The sequence below is a fragment of the Pseudomonas tumuqii genome (genome assembly GCF_013184545.1).
In the GTDB taxonomy this organism is placed as follows: domain Bacteria; phylum Pseudomonadota; class Gammaproteobacteria; order Pseudomonadales; family Pseudomonadaceae; genus Aquipseudomonas; species Aquipseudomonas tumuqii.
Window position 1 is genome coordinate 1 of sequence record NZ_JAAOJA010000031.1, and the last position, 16,400, is coordinate 16,400.

General features: G+C 62.1%; 10 protein-coding genes and 7 pseudogenes. 9 read left to right on the forward strand and 8 right to left on the reverse strand.

Going from position 1 to position 16,400, the window contains the following annotated elements:
- Positions 1-222, forward strand: a 222-nt coding sequence (locus tag G9C89_RS24440; protein WP_172150821.1) for an NAD(P)H-dependent oxidoreductase, incomplete at its 5' end; no start/stop codon positions are given.
- 50 nt (positions 223-272) lie between these two features.
- Here the strand turns inward: G9C89_RS24440 and G9C89_RS24445 are convergent.
- Positions 273-756: pseudogene (locus G9C89_RS24445) on the reverse strand (IS1595 family transposase); the annotation flags it as partial.
- A 122-nt stretch (positions 757-878) separates the two neighbouring features.
- Positions 879-2,312, reverse strand: a complete 1,434-nt coding sequence (locus tag G9C89_RS24450) for an aldehyde dehydrogenase family protein (RefSeq protein WP_172153253.1) — start codon at positions 2,310-2,312, stop codon at positions 879-881.
- A 317-nt stretch (positions 2,313-2,629) separates the two neighbouring features.
- On the opposite strand from G9C89_RS24450, the gene G9C89_RS24455 reads away from it, so the two are divergent.
- Positions 2,630-3,976: an MFS transporter gene (locus G9C89_RS24455; protein ID WP_172153255.1), complete on the forward strand. Its 1,347-nt coding sequence runs from the start codon at positions 2,630-2,632 to the stop codon at positions 3,974-3,976.
- Between the two features lie 66 nt (positions 3,977-4,042).
- On the opposite strand, the gene G9C89_RS24460 is transcribed toward G9C89_RS24455, so the two are convergent.
- Both G9C89_RS24460 and G9C89_RS24465 read right to left on the reverse strand, forming a co-directional pair.
- Positions 4,043-4,966 carry an AraC family transcriptional regulator gene (locus G9C89_RS24460; RefSeq protein ID WP_172153257.1) on the reverse strand — a complete coding sequence of 308 codons (924 nt, stop codon included), beginning with the start codon at positions 4,964-4,966 and terminating at the stop codon, positions 4,043-4,045.
- 139 nt (positions 4,967-5,105) lie between these two features.
- Entirely contained in the window at positions 5,106-5,639 is a 534-nt protein-coding gene (locus G9C89_RS24465; protein ID WP_172153259.1) for a hypothetical protein, read from the reverse strand.
- 672 nt (positions 5,640-6,311) lie between these two features.
- Here G9C89_RS24465 and G9C89_RS24470 point away from each other — a divergent pair.
- The 4 genes and pseudogenes from G9C89_RS24470 to G9C89_RS24485 all read left to right on the forward strand — a co-directional run bounded on the left by G9C89_RS24470 (position 6,312) and on the right by G9C89_RS24485 (position 11,267).
- Positions 6,312-6,502, forward strand: a pseudogene (locus G9C89_RS24470) (DUF2790 domain-containing protein).
- 328 nt (positions 6,503-6,830) lie between these two features.
- Positions 6,831-8,729: a TRAP transporter permease gene (locus tag G9C89_RS24475; protein WP_172153261.1), complete on the forward strand. Its 1,899-nt coding sequence runs from the start codon at positions 6,831-6,833 to the stop codon at positions 8,727-8,729.
- 31 nt (positions 8,730-8,760) lie between these two features.
- The gene (locus tag G9C89_RS24480; protein WP_172153263.1) at positions 8,761-9,717 is read left to right on the forward strand and encodes a TAXI family TRAP transporter solute-binding subunit; all 957 of its coding nucleotides are present in this window, start codon (positions 8,761-8,763) and stop codon (positions 9,715-9,717) included.
- Between the two features lie 284 nt (positions 9,718-10,001).
- Positions 10,002-11,267 carry an OprD family porin gene (locus G9C89_RS24485; protein WP_172153265.1) on the forward strand — a complete coding sequence of 422 codons (1,266 nt, stop codon included), beginning with the start codon at positions 10,002-10,004 and terminating at the stop codon, positions 11,265-11,267.
- 126 nt (positions 11,268-11,393) lie between these two features.
- On the opposite strand, the gene G9C89_RS24490 is transcribed toward G9C89_RS24485, so the two are convergent.
- The gene (locus G9C89_RS24490) at positions 11,394-13,265 is read right to left on the reverse strand and encodes a putative bifunctional diguanylate cyclase/phosphodiesterase (RefSeq protein ID WP_172153267.1); all 1,872 of its coding nucleotides are present in this window, start codon (positions 13,263-13,265) and stop codon (positions 11,394-11,396) included.
- 70 nt (positions 13,266-13,335) lie between these two features.
- On the reverse strand, positions 13,336-13,500 hold the full coding sequence (locus tag G9C89_RS24495) for a hypothetical protein (RefSeq protein ID WP_256674381.1): 165 nt from the start codon (positions 13,498-13,500) through the stop codon (positions 13,336-13,338).
- Between G9C89_RS24495 and G9C89_RS24500 the strand changes: the two are divergent.
- Both G9C89_RS24500 and G9C89_RS24510 read left to right on the forward strand, forming a co-directional pair.
- A pseudogene (locus tag G9C89_RS24500) lies at positions 13,500-14,027 on the forward strand (LrgB family protein); the annotation flags it as partial. The gene G9C89_RS24495 and the pseudogene G9C89_RS24500 overlap by 1 nt on opposite strands.
- Before the next feature lie 224 nt (positions 14,028-14,251).
- A pseudogene (locus G9C89_RS24510) lies at positions 14,252-14,621 on the forward strand (redoxin domain-containing protein); the annotation flags it as partial.
- Between the two features lie 375 nt (positions 14,622-14,996).
- Here the strand turns inward: G9C89_RS24510 and G9C89_RS25655 are convergent.
- Positions 14,997-15,473 (reverse strand): annotated as a pseudogene (locus G9C89_RS25655) (phage infection protein); the annotation flags it as partial.
- 165 nt (positions 15,474-15,638) lie between these two features.
- Positions 15,639-15,965 (reverse strand): annotated as a pseudogene (locus G9C89_RS24520) (nitronate monooxygenase); the annotation flags it as partial.
- A gap of 5 nt (positions 15,966-15,970) precedes the next feature.
- Here G9C89_RS24520 and G9C89_RS24525 point away from each other — a divergent pair.
- Positions 15,971-16,191: pseudogene (locus tag G9C89_RS24525) on the forward strand (IS5/IS1182 family transposase); the annotation flags it as partial.
- Between the last annotated feature and the right edge of the window lie 209 nt (positions 16,192-16,400).

Below are 16,400 nucleotides of genomic sequence, written 5' to 3' on the forward strand. Positions count from 1 at the left end.
GGCGGCAAGAAGGTGGTGATTGTTTCCACCGCAGGCGGTATTCACGCCGGCCAGCCCAGCGGCCAGGCCCATGAAGAGTACCTGCTGTTGGTGCTGCGCTTTCTCGGTATCAGCGACATTGAGATCGTCCGTGCCGAAGGCCTGGCCTACGGCGAAGAGCCTCGCGTCAATGCCTTCACGGCGGCACAGGTGCAGATCGCGGAGTTGTTCGTCGCCGCATAATTGTCCGCTGCCAACAAAAAGCCCGCTCAATTGAGCGGGCTTTTTGTTGGTTATGTCCCAATCATGTGTTGCATGGTTCGCCCAACCGCCTCCTGGATACAGTGAACCGGCTGAATACGCTGCTGAAAACGCTCAAGCATGCGTCGCCAGCCCAGGTAGTTCGGACGGTAGCGGGTGGCGACGCCGTGAAAACGAGTCATCCAGATCTTCAGGCGGCTGTGGTATGCATTAACGTTCTGAATGTGGAAGGCACCCTGTCTTACCCGCTGACCAGGACGCGAGTGGCCGACATAGTGAGTAATGCCCTGAATGCGGGCAAAGCTTGCATAGACCGAGGCTCCATCATTACAAAGCACGGCCTCGGTCGATCAGCGGCAGTAGCGCGGCTCGCACATGCTCAGCATCCAACTTCTCCAGCTTGAAGTTTGCGGTATGCCCCTCACGATCACGAACCACCATCACTGGGATCTGATCCCTGCCCGTGCCATGAGTTTTGCCAACCCCACCCCTTTTGCGTGGTGCTCGCGGTAAAGCAGTCGACCGCCGCCAGGCATATTCGCCAGCCCCCCCTGTCTGCTGGCCGCTATACAGCACAAATGCCCGGCGCCGGAGGTATACCGACGTCGGGCATTGAGGGTGGGCAGGGACGCCAGGACTCAGAGGCGGATGATCACCGATTTGAGCTGGGTGTAGTGGGAGAGGGCGTCGATGCCTTGTTCGCGACCGTAGCCGCTTTGCTTGAAGCCGCCGCAAGGGGTCTGCACGAAACCGCCGCTGTACTCGTTGACCACGATGCGTCCGGCATCCAGGCTCGCCGCGACACGGTGCACGCGGCCGATGTCGCGACTCCAGATGCCAGCACCCAGGCCGAACTCGCTGTCGTTGGCGATGCGCAGGGCATCGGCTTCGTCCTTGAACGGGATCACGCAGACGATGGGGCCGAAGATTTCTTCCTTGGCTAGGGTCATGTCATTGGTTACGCCGGTGTAGACGGTAGGTTCGATGTACCAGCCGCCACCGAGCTGCGCGCCGCTGGCCACCTTGCCGCCGATGGCGGGTTTCAGGCCCTCGCGCTCGGCGATCTGGAAGTAGCTCTGGATCTTCTCGAACTGGGCGTGGGTGGTGATGGGGCCGGAGGTGGCGTCGAACTGCGGGCCGATGCGTAGCGCTGCGACTTCGGCTAGCAGTTTCTCGACGAAGCGGTCGTGGATGCTTTCCTGCACCAGCAGGCGGGTGCCGGCGGCGCACCACTGGCCGCTGTTCCAGGTGAAGGCGGTGGTCGCGCCCTTGGCCGCGGCATCCAGGTCGGCGTCGTCGAATACGATGTTGGCGGACTTGCCGCCCAGCTCCAGGGTCAGTGGCAGGATGCGTTCGGCGGCGATGCGCCCCAGTTCCTGGCCGGCGGTGAGGCCGCCGGTGAAGGAGATCTTGCGCATCAGCGGGTGGCGGGCCATGACCGGGCCGATGACGCTGCCCTTGCCGACCACCACGTTGAACACGCCAGCAGGCACGCCGGCTTCCTCCACGGCGATGCGTGCCAGGCCGACCAGCGAGGCGGAGGTGTGTTCCGAAGGCTTGGCCACCACGGTGTTGCCGGTAGCCAGGGCTGGGGCGATGGCGCGGGCGGCCTGATGCAGTGGGGCGTTCCAGGGCAGGATCGCGCCGATCACGCCGAACGGATCGCGGCGGGTGTAGACGTGGTAGTCGGGGCCCTGGTTGATAACTTCGCCATCCATGACATTGACCAGACCGGCGTAGAACTCGAAGTACTGGGCGGTGAGGTCCATCAGCGTGGCCATTTCACGGCCCGGCTTGCCGGTCTCGGCGCTTTCCAGGGCACCGAGGCGGTCCTCGCTGAGCCGGATGACACGCGCCAGTTCGATCAGGATTCGACCGCGCTCGGAGGGGCGCATGTTGCGCCAGGCCGGCAGCGCCTGGTCGGCGTTGTGGATGGCGAACTCGACGTCCTGTGGGCCGCTGTTGGCGACCTCGCCCATCTTCTCGCCGGTGCGCGGGTCGATCTTGTCGACATAGTGCCCGGTGCTGGGCTGCACCAGGTGGCCGCCGATGTAACTGTTCACTTTCAACATTTTCGAGTCTCCTCGGTTCATGTGCCAGGCCCTTTGGCGGTGCGCCTCTTGCTGATCGCAGCCGGGGTCATTGACGGCAGATTCAGCCCTGAAGCAGGGCAGTTTCAAGGGAGATTTCGTCTACCGTCGATTGAGAAAATGTCACCCGGAGGAGCCGGTAGACCTTTTGGCGGACAGTCCGCCACAAGACTCTTTGGACGGACTGAGTTGATTCCTAATCAATCGAAAGGGGCGGAAAACTCGCTTCACCGGTATGGGTTCCGGTGCCATCGTTCCCGTCAACGACAACAAGAACATGGGCTCACGGGAGCAATGCCATGAACAATGACAATAGTGCGGTATACAAACTCATGCCTGGATCCAGTGCGCCTGTCGGCCTGGAGACCCAGGGTCGCAAGTTGAACAGGACGGAGAAGAAGGCCATCGTGGCCGCGACACTGGGCACCATAGTCGAGTACACCGACTGGGTGATCTACGCGACCTTTTCCTCGATCCTGGCCAAACAGTTCTTCCCCGCGAGCGACAGCCTGACGGCGCTGCTGTCGGTGCTCGCTGTGTTCGCGGTGGGTTTTCTCATGCGCCCGATCGGCGGCGCGGTGCTCGGTGTGTTCGCCGACCGTTATGGCCGCAAGAAGGGGCTGACCCTGTCGATCCTGCTGATGTCGCTGGCCTCGTTGGTGATCGGCATCTGCCCCAACTACGAGAGCATCGGCATCGTCGCGCCGATCATCCTGGTGCTGGCGCGACTGACCCAGGGCTTCTCCGCCGGCGGCGAGTTCGGTTCGGCATCGGCCTTCCTGATCGAATCGGCACCGTCCAATCGCCGCGCCTTCGCGGGTTCCTGGCAGTGGTTCGCGATCAATGCCGGCACCCTGGTGTCCTTCCTGCTCGGCTTCGTGTTGGCCTCGCTCGGCAGCGATACCGCGCTGGAGGACTGGGGCTGGCGGGTGGCCTTCATCATTGCCGCCCTGATGGGCATGGTGACCCTTTGGATTCGCCTGTCGGTGCGCGAGACCGAGGTGTTCAAGTCGCGCGTGGTCAAGAAGGCGGTGGAAAAGCGTCCGATCCACGAGATTTTCACCAAGCACCGTAAGGACGTGCTGCGCGTCATCGGCGTGGCCATGGCCGGCAACCTGCTCAACTACGTGTGGATGGTGAGCTATCCGTCGCAGGTGCACCTGGTCACCGGCATGTCGATTCGCGAGACCTTGCTGGCCGGGGCCATTGCGGTCAGCGTCTCGCTGCTGCTGATGCCCCTCGCCGGGATGCTGGCTGACCGCATCGGCCGCCGCCCGGTGCTGATCGCCTTCGCCGCCTGCGCGGCGCTCTGGGCCTGGCCGAGCTTTGCCCTGCTCCACGAGGGCATCGGCCTGGTCGAGGTGGCGCTGCTGCAGACCGTGTCCATGATCATTCTCACCGGTTTCGGCGCGGCCTCGGCGGTGACCATGGCCGAGCAGTTCCCGACCGAGGTGCGGGTGACCGGTATCGCCCTGCCATATGCGCTGTCTGTGACCCTGTTCGGCGGCACCTCGCCCTACATCATGACCGCCATGTCGGGCTGGGGCTACGGCCAGCTGTTCTGGATCTACCTGGTGGCGGTGAGCCTGGTCAGCCTGGTCGTCTATATCCGTATGCCGGAGATGAAGGACCGGCCGCTGCGCTGACCCCATCCAGGGAAACGCCCAGGCCGCCCTATTCGGGCGGCCTGGGCGTTTTTGCGGGCGGGGCTGTCAGGCCAGGCTGCGCAGCTTGGCCAGATCCTTCAACGGCGAGGCGCCGAAAAGGCGGCTGTACTCGCGGCTGAACTGCGACGGGCTTTCGTAGCCGACCCGGAAGGCCGCGGCCGACACTTCCAGGCTCTCCGCCAGCAGCAGGCGCCGGGCTTCCTGCAGGCGCAGCTGCTTCTGGTACTGCAGTGGGCTCATGGCGGTGATTGCCTTGAAGCGGTGGTGCAGGGTCGAGACGCCAAGGTTGACCCGCTGCGCCAGTTCCTCGATGCGCAACGGCTCGATGTAGTGCTGGTTGATCCACTCGATGGCCCGGGTCACCCGGTGCGCCTGGCTGTCGACCACGGCGAGCTCGTACAGGCGCTGGCCCTGCTGCCCGCGCAGCAGGCGATAGAAGATCTCGCGCAGCGCCATCGGCGCCAGCATGGGGATGTCCTGCGGGGTGTCCAGCAGTCGCACCAGGCGCAGCAGGGCATCGAGCAGCGAGCTATCGACCCGGTCGAGGAACAGGCCGCGCCCCGGGGGCGGTGCGGGCACGCCGATGGGGCTGCTGTCGGCAATCAACTGGGTGATCTGGGCCGGGTCGATGTCGATCCGCGCGCATAGGTAGGGCTGTTCCGGTGAGGCTTCGACCACTTGGCCGGCGAGCGGCAGGGTGACCGAGACCACCAGGTAGTTGAGCGGGTCGTAGAAGTAGCTCTCGCCATGCAGGCGCACCTCCTTGCGGCCTTGGGCCAGCACGCATAGGGCCGGCTTGTGCACCATGTGCAGCGTATCGCTCGGCGCGTCGCTGCGGATGAAATGCAGCGGGCCGATGGCGGTGGGTTGCACGCCGAGGTCCGGGGTGAAGCGGCGGATGATGGCGGCGAGTTCGGCCTGGCGGTCGGCTATGTCATCGACTGCAGGCTGAAGGCTGGGCTGGGGCATGGCGGCTGACCTCGCATCCTGAACAAGGGCAGCTTAGCGCAATGGCGGGAGGGCAAGCCGGGGACGGGGGGTTACTTGCAACCGAATGCTACACGGCAAAAGGCCCGACTGCTGCCGGGCCTTGAGGTTGGGGGGCATATCAGGCGATGCGTTGCATGCCCGGGGTGCGGTCGGCACCGTTTTCGGCGATGCGCATGCCGGGGGTACGGTCGGCACCGTCTTCGGCGATGCGCATACCGGGGGTGCGGTCGGCACCGTCTTCGGCGATGCGCATGCCGGGGGTGCGGTCGGCACCGTCCTCGGCGATGCGCAGCCCAGGGGTGCGGTCGGCACCGTTTTCGGCGATGCGCAGCCCAGGAGTACGGTCGGCACCGTCTTCGGCGATGCGCATGCCGGGGGTGCGGTCGGCACCGTCTTCGGCGATGCGCAGCCCAGGGGTGCGGTCGGCACCGTCTTCGGCGACACGCATGCCGGGGGTACGCTCGGAACCGCCTTCGGCGATCTGGCGCATGCCGGGAGTGCGGGAGGAGCCGTCTTCGGCAACGGTGGGCTGCTGTTGGCTGCTGCGGCCCTCTGCGATGAGCTGTTGCTCCTGCTGGCTGTAGGCGGCAAAAGCGTTGGCGCTGGCGGCGATCAGGGTGGCGCTGAGGATCAGGGTGTTGAACTGTTTCATGGCAATGACTCCGGTTATCAAGGTGTTGGTATCCGGGGTGGTCAGGGCAATGCATGACAGGTGTCGCTCTGAGTACCCGTTGCAGTGGGGGGCTGGTCCCTCTCTCTGCATGGGTTCAGATTAATTTTGGATATGGATCGGCGTTATCTGATAAATGCCGACTTTTTGCCTGATTCTGTCCGCGTTGTAGGTTCTTGCCTGGGTTGGCCTGGTTGACGCTGCCGTGGCTTGTGGCGCCTGGCTCAATGAAGCTTCCTGCCGGCGCTGATCGCCAGCATGCGCCCCCAGCCAAGCCTTGGTTTTCACGTAGCGCGCCTTGCCGCGAACGCCTGGAGGCGGCCTCCGACGGCGCTCGATATTTTCACCGCATCCGGGTGTTGGGCTACAGGAACAGCCTAGCGGACGGTAGCGTCTGGTCGTTCTCCCGGCGCAGGAAGTCGATCAAAGCGCGCAGTTTGGCCGGGACTCGGCGCCGGTTCGGGTAGTACAGATGCAGTGCGGGCAGGCCCGGACTCCACTCCGGCAGCGCTTCGTCGACGAGTGGAAATCCCTGGCCCTGTCCACTGACTTCGACGCTTGAGTCGAGGGCCTTTTCAAGAGGTGATACCAATGAAAAAGCTTTTTCTTCGTATCGGTAGTCCCTGACCCAGCTCAGAGTCGTGCGGCAATCTCATGAACTACCAATACGGTATGCAGTTGGATATTGCCCGCGTCATATCCCGTAGGGAGATCGCCGATGCCTGCAGGTAGTGCCTGCCCTGATGACTTACGCGGACTCGCAGGGCGTTAGCCACACACTGCGCTACTCGCTGATGGGCAACGGTTGTCAGGGCTCGAGTGCCGTTTGCGCGCTGCGTCGGTAACGGCTTCGCCAAGCACTCCAGAGTCGCGGTCAGCCTCTGATGGCGAAGCGGATCGATCGGGTTCAGTCAGCGATGGACTGGACCAGGCGACCCCGCCTCGCCTAGCAAGCCACGCCTTCCTTTTCATGCTGAATGTTGACGCCTATCGCTTCGCATGAGTTTAACGAAAGCGAACATTGACTATTAATGCGTTGAGCCAGCGTGCTGCTGAGAGCCAAATATTAATTATTCGACGGAGTGCACGCCGCCGACTCGAACAGTCCCACACGAACGTGAGACCCGATTTCAACAACAACAATGGCAACGTCGATTGCCGGGAGAAATCACCATGAGTGCCATAGGCCTCAAACTTCAAGAGCATGTCGGGTGGCGTCCCAGATTCCAAAATGTATTGAGCGTTCTTGCCTGTCTATTTTCGGTTTACATGGTCTATGCAACGGTCTTCGGGCCCTACCGGACGACGCTGGTGCACCTGGCGATTTTCCTTACCGCCTCGTTTGTCTTGTATTTCCTCAAGGATGAAGGCACCGATCGGCAGATTTCGTGGAGCAAGCGGATTGTCAACTACGTTTGCGTTATAGGCACCTTGCTCAGTGTCACCCACCTGTTTCTGAACCTTGACCGCATCATCACTTCCTGGGGCGCCTCTTTCCTGACTAGCACCGATCTGGTGATGGCCGGTATCCTGTCGCTGGTGGTACTCGAAGCGGCACGCCGGGAGAGTGTCGCATTCTTCGTGCTGAGCGTCGTTGGCATCCTCTACATCCTTTTCGGTGGCTCCATGCCGGGCATCCTTGGGCATGCAGGCATGGAGTTGGAGCAGTTCCTGTATCTGACGGCGTATACCGCAGAGGGCATTTACGGGTTTGGCCTGGAAGTGGCGGCCAGTTACATCTTCATGTTCCTGCTGCTCAGCGCCTCGATGACGCAGACCCAAACCGGGCGCTTCATCATGGATATCTGCAACGCCTTTTTCGGTCGTCGTACTGGCGGACCGGCAAAATCGGCGGTGGTTTCCAGTGCCCTGCTAGGTACCATGGTTGGTTCCTCGATCGGCAACGTCGCGACAACTGGCACCTTCACCATACCGCTGATGAAGCAGGCCGGTATCCCCGCGCACAAAGCCGCGGCGATCGAAACCGTCGCATCCGAAGGCTCACAGTTCCTCCCTCCCATCATGGGCGCGGGCGCCTTCATCATGGCTGCGATGACCGGGATCCCTTACGCGACCATTGCCCTGGCCGCGCTCATTCCGGCCCTGCTGTACTTTGTCGCGATCTTCGCCGTGGTTCACTTCGAATCGGTCCGGCTGAAGTTAGGCGGACTGAGCAAGGAGCAGATTCCGGATGCCCGCCAGGTCTTCGCCGATGGCTGGCACCTATTGATTCCGCCGATTCTGTTGTTCTACCTGTTGATGGGGCAGGGCATGTCGCCGGCCTATGCCGGTGTTATCACCGTAATCGCATCGATCATCGTGGCCATGCTGCGTAAGTCGACCCGGCTCTCTTTGGGGCAGGTGGTCAAGGTTTTCGACGATGGCGCCCGTAGTGCTGCCAGCGTGGTGGCGCTGATCGTGGCGATCGGCTTCATCCAGCAGGCGCTGGTTACCACCGGACTCGGACCACGCCTGTCCGAACTGATCCTCATGGGCACCCACGGTAGTCTGATCCTGACCCTGATTCTCAGCGTCATAACCGCAACCTTGCTCGGCATGGGCATGCCCACGCCGATCGCCTACGTATTGCTCGCGCTGTTCGTCGCGCCCGCGCTGGAGGCGGTAGGGGTCTCGACCCTGGCCGCGCATCTGTTCCTCTTCTACTTCGCGATCAAGTCCGGCTCCACACCGCCGGTGGCTGTAGTAGCCATAGTCGCGGCTAGCATCGCAGAAGCCAGTTGGTGGAAGAGTTCGGTGACCGCGTTCGTCTATTCCCTGCCCAGCTTCATCATCGCCTTCATGTTTGTCTACTGTCCGGAACTGCTGATGCAAGGGGAGTGGCCGGATATCGCGCTGGCCGTCGTGACCGCGACGATCGGCACGGTCGCCTTCGCCGGCGCCCTGCAGGGCTGGTTCGGTTGGACGCTGTCGATTCCAGAACGTTTGATCATCTCGGTCGGTGCCATATGCCTGGTTTCCAGCGAAATCACCCTGACTGTAATCGGTCTGACCCTGGTCGCCGCAGCGCTGGCCGTCGCACGCTTGCGCTACGGAAAACTGTCGGTTGTGTGATTCCAACAATAAAAGTGAGAGGTCTCTGACAATGAGCAAGTTATCCCTGATCATCGCCGCTGCTATAGCTGTCGCCACCGTCGCACCGCTGCATGCATCGGCCCAACAGCGCTGGGCGATCGCCACATCGAGCACGGGCTCCGGTCCCTATATCATCGGTTCGGCCATTGCCAACGCAGTCAATGAAAGCAGCGACACGCTGGCGGTATCCGCGCAAACCTCTGGCGGTTACAACAACAACCTGGTCCTGGTTTCTGGAAAACAATCCAACTCGGGGCTGACCTTTCTCTCCGACCTGATCGAGGCCTATAACGGCACGGGTAGTTTCGCCGAACTGCCGAAGGGTGCCTTCGGTCAACTGCGCCGCATGTTTCCGGTAACTACAACCACCGTCTACTGTGTGGTACCGGCCAATTCCAGCATCCGCTCGTTCGACGACCTGCGTGGCCGCAAGCTCAATATCAACGTGGCAGCCACATCGACCAACCGGGCTAACAAGACAATCATTGCCGCCAGTGGTATGTCTCTGGACGATTTCAAGACGTTCGAGATCGCCACGAGCAAGAGCTACGACGCCTTGCAGGACGGGATTGTCGAGGCGACCTGCAACTTCCAGCCGTTCCCCTCGAGTTCGATAGAGCAACTGGCGGCATCGATGCCCATCCGCATCTTGCCGATCTCCGACCAGGTGTTCGAAGCCGTCAACCAGGCTTATGCCAATACCATGCAGCGCGTGACCATTCCGGCCGACAGCTATCCGGGCCAGACGGAGGCGGTCATGACCTTTGCCGCGCCGGAAGTGCTGTTCACCCACGCCGATCAGGATGAAGAAGCGGTCTACGACTTCACCAAGGCCTATTGGGAAGGCCAGCGGCCGACCAGCGCCGGCTTCGGTGGTATCACGATCGAGGACGCGCTGGGCGACTTCCCTATCCCCCTGCACCCGGGAACCGCACGTTATCTACGGGAGAAGGGGCTAATCGACTGAAGGGCGATCACTCTCGAAGAACCGAACCGCGACCGCCGGCTCGCGCCGCTGCGGCTGAACAGGTACTGCTAGCCAGCAGCCTGCGGCCCTGGCTCGACAGTCGCGGGCGTCGGTATCGCCGCCAGGCCTGGCAGCGCTGCGTAGAGCCACTGCAGACCAGTCGGGAAAACGCAGCTTAGCGAGAAACTCTTAACCGGCCTATTACCCCCCACCCTGCGGCTTCTACGCCAGCGGGGCAGGGAGGGGCACACCCGCAACAACATCAATAACAAGAGGAAGCACCCATGCAGCGGCACCCGAAATCCATCTTCCAACTGCTCTGCGCCGGCACCGCCCTGGGTATTACTGGCCCGGCCAGTGCTGCCCTGCTGGACGACAGCAAGGCCAGCCTGGATACACGCAATTTCTACATGAGCCGCGACTTCCGCCAAGCCGGCGCGGTGCAGAGCAAGTCCGAAGAGTGGGCCCAAGGCTTCATTCTGCGCTTCGAATCCGGTTATACCCAAGGCCCCATCGGGTTTGGCGTCGATGCCATCGGCCTGCTTGGAATAAAGCTGGATTCCAGCCCGGACCGGGTCGGCACCGGCATTCTGAAAAGCGACCGGGAAGCGCCCAAACGTGCCCAGGACGAATACGGCGAAGCCGGCCTGACCGCCAAGCTGCGCGCATCGAACAGCACCCTCAAGCTCGGCACCTTGCAGCCAGTGCTACCGCCCCTGATGCGTAACGACAGCCGCTTGCTGCCGCAAACTTTTCGCGGCGCCTGGTTCAACAGTAACGAGATCGAGGGCCTAAACCTTGACCTAGGCCGCATCGACCGGGTCAACCTGCGGGACTCTTCGGATAACCAGGAATTGAGTGTATTCAACGGAGGTAAGCGCAATATCGTGCTGGGCCAGACCAAGACCAGTGACGAGCTCCTGTTCGCCGGCGGCCGCTACCAGTGGAGCACGCAGTTGGCCACTAGTTACTATTACGGCGGCCTGGACGACATCTATAAGCAGCATCTGGTCAACCTGGTGCACCAACTGCCGCTGGGCGAGGGGCGCAGTTTCAAGTCGGATATCCGCTACGCCCGCTCCACGGACGATGGCGGCAGCAACGTCGACAACCACGCTTTCGGCGCGCTGTTCACCTACCGCCTAGGCCTCCAGGGTTTCACCGCGGGCTACCAGCAACTGAGCGGCGACACCGGCTTTGCCTATATCGCCGGCTCTGACAATGCGCTGGTCAACCTGGTGCAGGTCAACGACTTCGGCAACCAGGACGAGCGCTCCTGGCAGCTCCGCTACGACTACGATTTCTCCGGCCTGGGGCTGCCCGGCCTGACTTTTATGACCCGCTACCTGTCCGGCGACAACGTCGACCGCGGTGCGGGGCAGGGCGAGGGCAGGACCTGGGAGCGCAACACCGACCTGGCCTATGTAGTGCAGAGCGGTCCATTGAAGAACCTCGGCCTGAAGCTGCGTAACGCCATCACCCGCAGCAACTTCGGCAGCGACATCGACGAGAACCGCTTCATTGTCAGCTACAGCCTGCCGCTCTGGTAATGTGCGCGACCAGGCATGCCGCTATCTGTAGGCGCCCACTGCTGGCGATCATTGCGCTATTGGAACTGATCGCCAGCGAGTTAGCTACGAGAAGGGGCGGTACTTCGCCGGCCGGGACGGCAGCAGTCAGTGCCACGTCGAGTGCGCTTCCCAGGCGCGGAAGCTATCCCCGGGTATTGGTCGGCTGATCGAAAAACCCTGGGCGATGTCGCAGCCGAAGTTACCCAGGCGGTTCAGGGTTTCCTGGTTCTCCACGCCCTCGGCGACCACCTCGAGGTCGAGGTTGTGCGCCAGTTCGACGATGGAACGCACGATCTTCGCCGAATCATCGTCGTCGCTGAGCATGGGAATGACGAAGGACTGGTCGATCTTCAGCGAGTCCACCGGCAATTTCTGCAGGTAGGCCAGCGAGGAGTAGCCGGTGCCGAAGTCGTCTATGGTCAGGCGGGTGTCGAGATTTCTCAGCTGGGTCAGGGTCTCAAGGGCCGCCACCGGGTCTTCCATCAGCGCGCTTTCGGTCAGTTCGAACTCGATCCAGTTGGGCTCGGCGCCCCATGTCGAGAAGGCGCCGCGAATCCGTTCGAGCAGTTTGGGGTCGCGCAGGTCGTGCGCCGACAGATTGACCGAAATCGGTCGATGGTCGCCTTCCTGATGCCAGGCATAGCTCTGGCCCAGCGCCGCGTCGAGCACCCAGTAAGTGAGAGGGGTGATCAGCCCGGCGTTCTCGGCCAACTTGATGAAGTCGTTGGGCGGTAGCAGGCCGTGCTGCGGATGCTGCCAGCGCACCAGGGCTTCGCTGCCGCACACCGTATTGGTGGCGATCTGCAGCTTCGGCTGGTAGTGCAGCAGCAGTTGGTTGCCGTCGATCGCCCGGCGCAGTTCGCTCATCAGGGTCAGGTGCTGGGCGCATTCGCGATCGAGGCTGCCCTGGAACAGCGCATAGCCACTGCTGGAGCGCTTGGCCTGCTCCATGGCGCTGGCGGCTCGGCGAATCAGGGCGTCCGGGTCGGTGCCGTGGCCGGGGTAGAGGGCGATGCCGATGTTGGCGCGAGCGTCGAGGAACACCCCGGCCAGGTCGATTGGGTCGTACAGCGCCACCAGGATTTTCTGCGCCAGCTGCGAGGCCTGCTCGGCGCCGCCGCTGGGCATCAACACCGCGTACTGACACTCGCCGAGGCGCGCCAGGGGATTGCCCGGACCTGCCGCCTGGACCAGGCGCGCGGCGATGGCTTGCTGCAGGCGGTCGCCTTCGCGGTAGCCAAGGGCCTCGCTGATCTCCTGGCTGCGGCCGACCTCCAGTTGCAACAGGCCGAGTGCCCAGTGTTCCTGCTTGGCGCTGGCGATCGCTTCTTCCAACTGCTCGCGCAGGCGCAGACGGTTCGGCAGTCCGGTCAGTGCATCGAAATAGGCCATGCGCCTGATGGTCGCCTCTGCCTCGGTGGCCCTGACGCGGGTACGCAGGGCTTTGAGACCGAACATCAGATCCTCGGCTGCTTGGGTGAGCAATTCCACCTCCTGTGGGCCGAAGGCGTCCGGCTCCGGGGCACCGATGCCGAGAACGCCAAAAATCTCACCTTCGATCCGCAAGGGAAACGACAGTACTGAGGCGATACCGTGGGCGATGGCCCCGTCGCGCCAGAGCGTGGTATTCGGGTCGGTCAGCAGGTTGCGAGTCAGGCTAAGCCGGCCGGTACGGATCGCCGTGCCAGAGGTGCCACGGCCGCGTTCGTTGTCTGCCCAAGAGATGTTCAGCGATTCGACGTACGCTTGCTCGACCCCGGCATGGGCGATAGGGGTGACCGTTTTGGTCGCGTCGTGCTCGGCGCGGCCGACCCATGCCAAACGGTAACCGGCTTCCTCGACGATCACCCGGCAGATTTCCTGGAGCAACGACGCCTCGTCCTCGGCGCGTAACAACGCCCGATTGCAGCCACTCAAGGTGCGGAGTGCACGATTGAGGTACTGGTGTTCTTGGCTGGTAGAATTGGTCGCCTGCACGATTCGACTCCAGCTCGTGTACAGATCATTTGAGTATAGAGGCCATGTGCACAGCCAATATGAGTTTCGCCTACTCTGCGCCCGTGTGCTGCGCCTGTTCAGTCAGCAGACGCTTGGTGGTCTTCAGGAGGTGATCGGACAGCTCGGCAACCTTGACGCTGCGCGACGGCAGCAGGGCGTCGACCATGGCCGAGAGCAGCAGCACGCTCTGCTCTGCGGCAGCCTCGATGCCCACGCCAGGGAGCCGCGCCCATCGCTTTGCTGCTCGGCCCGGCGACCGTAGCATTGGCAGTGCCGCTGTACCTCAACCTGAAACGCATACGCCTGCTGCTGTGGCCCATTCTACTGACCGTTGTGACCGGCGGAACGCTGACGGTAGTGCTGACCCTGCTGGTCGCCCATGCCTTGGGGGCCAGCGTGCCGGTGCTGATGAGCCTGTCGAGCAAGTCTGTCACCATGCCCATCGCCATGCTGGTAACCGAGCAACTCAGGGGCATCGTGCCACTGGCCGCTGTAGCGGTGATGCTCACCGGGGTAATAGGCACGGCCGTGGGGCCGTTGTTGCTGGGCTGGGCTAAGGTCGAGCATCCGGCAGCTCGCGGGCTGAGCTACGGTATCAACGCACATGCCATCGGCACTGCACGAGCGCTTGACGAAGGAGGAGAATGTGCCGCTTTTGCCGCCCTGGGCATGAGCTTGCTCGGTGTGCTCACGGCTGTTGTGTTGCCGTTGGTCATGACCTGGAAGCCTGTCGGGCTTTAGCGTCCGTTGCGAGGGAAAGTCGTGGCTCGACATTTCGGTTTGAGAGGGGTACCTGGATTCCCCAGGAGTTGCAGAGCAAGCTGCTGCGCGTGCTGCAGGAGGGCCAGTTCGAGCGGGTGGGCGAGGAGCGCTTTCGCGAGGACCTGTATTCCGCCTCAGTGTGTTCCCCGTCCATTCGCCTGGCCACGGCGGCACAGGTGATGCCGAAGGGCAGCACGTACCAGGTGCTGGTGGATTTCTGGACTTACGACTGCATCAACTGCCGCGACAGTCTGCCTTATGTCAATCAATGGGCCAGGCACTACGCGGACCAGGGCTTGGTGGTTAGGGGCACACGCCCGAGCATGCATTTGAGCGGATCGTCGACAACATGCGGCAGGCCATCAGGCGGCTGGAAATTCACCATCCCGTGGCGATCGACAACAAGTACCGCGTATGGAATGCCTTCAACAATTACTACTGGCCGGCGCATTACTTTATCGATGCCAACGGCCGTATTCGTTATCTGCATGTGGGGGAGGGGATTACGCGAGGCAGGAAGGCGTTATCCAGCAACTTCTGCAGGAGCACAAAACAGGGCTGGAACCTCTATAGCGGCAGATCTTTCCCGGTCGGTGAAGTCGGGCTTGCGCCTTCACAAGAAGCCTTGAGGTTCGCTCCTGATTGGTCTAAACGATATGCGAAAAAAGCCGGCCAAAGGGGCCGGCTTTCGTGCTAACAGCAGTTGCGAACTACTCATGCGATGCTCTCAATCAGACAGTCGGAACCACCTTAGGCGACGCGGTTTTCGATCAGTCGATCGGCACCGCCTTCGGCAACGCGGTTCTCGATCAGACGATCGGCGCCACCTTCGGCAACGCGGTTCTCGATCAGACGATCGGCGCCACCTTCGGCAACGCGGTTCTCGATCAGACGATCGGCGCCACCTTCGGCGACACGGTTCTCGATCAGTCGATCAGCGCCACCTTCGGCGACACGGTTCTCGATCAGTCGATCAGCGCCACCTTCGGCGACACGGTTCTCGATCAGTCGATCAGCGCCACCTTCGGCGACACGGTTCTCGATCAGTCGATCAGCGCCACCTTCGGCGACACGGTTCTCGATCAGTCGATCAGCGCCACCTTCGGCGACACGGTTCTCGATCAGTCGATCAGCGCCACCTTCGGCAACGCGGTTCTCGATCAAGCGATCGGCACCGCCTTCGGCAATGCGGTTCTCGATCAGGCGATCAGCACCGCCTTCGGCGACACGGTTCTCGATCAGGCGATCGGCGCCGCCTTCGGCAACGCGGTTCCCGATCAGGCGATCAGCACCGCCTTCAGCGACACGGTTCTCGATCAGGCGATCGGCGCCACCTTCGGCGACAACTGGTTGAGCAGCGGAAGCCGCAAAAACATTGGCGGCCAGTACAGAAAAAGCAAAACCGAGGATAAGTTGGGGTTTCATAGTTGTGTGCTCCGGGAAGTTGTTGGCTGGGTACGGAGCCGATGTTACGCCCGAGTTTTTTTAAGAGAACTTCATCAGGATGATGGTAAATATCGATGCCAGCAATGCCTTGCTAGCCTCAGGAAAAACCAGTAGGACAAGAAGGCCAAACAGGCCGATATCGGATTAATCCTGCGCCGCCATCTCGCGTACAAGGATTGCGACGAGATCAGTTGCCGGCAGCTCGCGCGCCAGAGGCGCACCCTGTCCAGCCCATTGCACAGCAAAGTCGTCGCAGCCTTTGGCGAGGGCTGCGGCGTGCAGCGCCTTGGCGGCGTCGTAGGTTATCGGGTAGTCCGGCAATGCGGGCGCCTCCGGGCTGCCGACATCGGTGAACAGGCGATTGACCAAGCCTCGTGCGGGTCTGCCGGAAATGACTGCCGAGATAGCCGTACTCTCCACCCTCGGGCCCTTCATGGCCGCACGGTACGAGGCGTTGGCGGCGGACTCAGGGTTTGCACTGCCAAGGCTGCGCTTTGAAAGAGCACTGAACGCCTAGCCCGGAGTGCTGAGTGAGTCGCTGGGAGCATGAAACAGTGCTCGAAGCGATGCAGAGTCGCCTGGATCAAGTGCCCGAGATGATACGAATCCGCCGTCAGATGGTCGAACACCCGTTCGCACGCAGAAGAGCTGTATGGGCGCCGCCCATTTCCTCACCAGAGCTCTCGGCCGCCCTTCCAAGTGAATCGCCTTTGGTTTCGTAGGTTACTTGAAGGGCTGCAAAGGGGGGGCGGTTCCGGCCGCTCGTGATCGGCAGCATACGACCTAAGGATCCTCTGAAGTAGCCATGCATTTCTGGCTGACTTCAGCTGCTGCTGATTTTAAAAGCGGCAAATCGACCAAAAACGCTCAGATCACCCGCTCATTTCTGTGTTTTTAGCCGCCGCG

Bases quoted from the DNA above. Each gene is read 5' to 3' on its own strand.
- G9C89_RS24485 (WP_172153265.1), top strand. From the start codon at position 10,002: ATGCAGCGGCACCCGAAATCCATCTTCCAACTGCTCTGCGCCGGCACC.
- G9C89_RS24450 (WP_172153253.1), bottom strand. From the start codon at position 2,312: ATGTTGAAAGTGAACAGTTACATCGGCGGCCACCTGGTGCAGCCCAGC.
- G9C89_RS24480 (WP_172153263.1), top strand. From the start codon at position 8,761: ATGAGCAAGTTATCCCTGATCATCGCCGCTGCTATAGCTGTCGCCACC.
- G9C89_RS24455 (WP_172153255.1), top strand. From the start codon at position 2,630: ATGAACAATGACAATAGTGCGGTATACAAACTCATGCCTGGATCCAGT.
- G9C89_RS24475 (WP_172153261.1), top strand. From the start codon at position 6,831: ATGAGTGCCATAGGCCTCAAACTTCAAGAGCATGTCGGGTGGCGTCCC.
- G9C89_RS24460 (WP_172153257.1), bottom strand. From the start codon at position 4,966: ATGCCCCAGCCCAGCCTTCAGCCTGCAGTCGATGACATAGCCGACCGC.
- G9C89_RS24465 (WP_172153259.1), bottom strand. From the start codon at position 5,639: ATGAAACAGTTCAACACCCTGATCCTCAGCGCCACCCTGATCGCCGCC.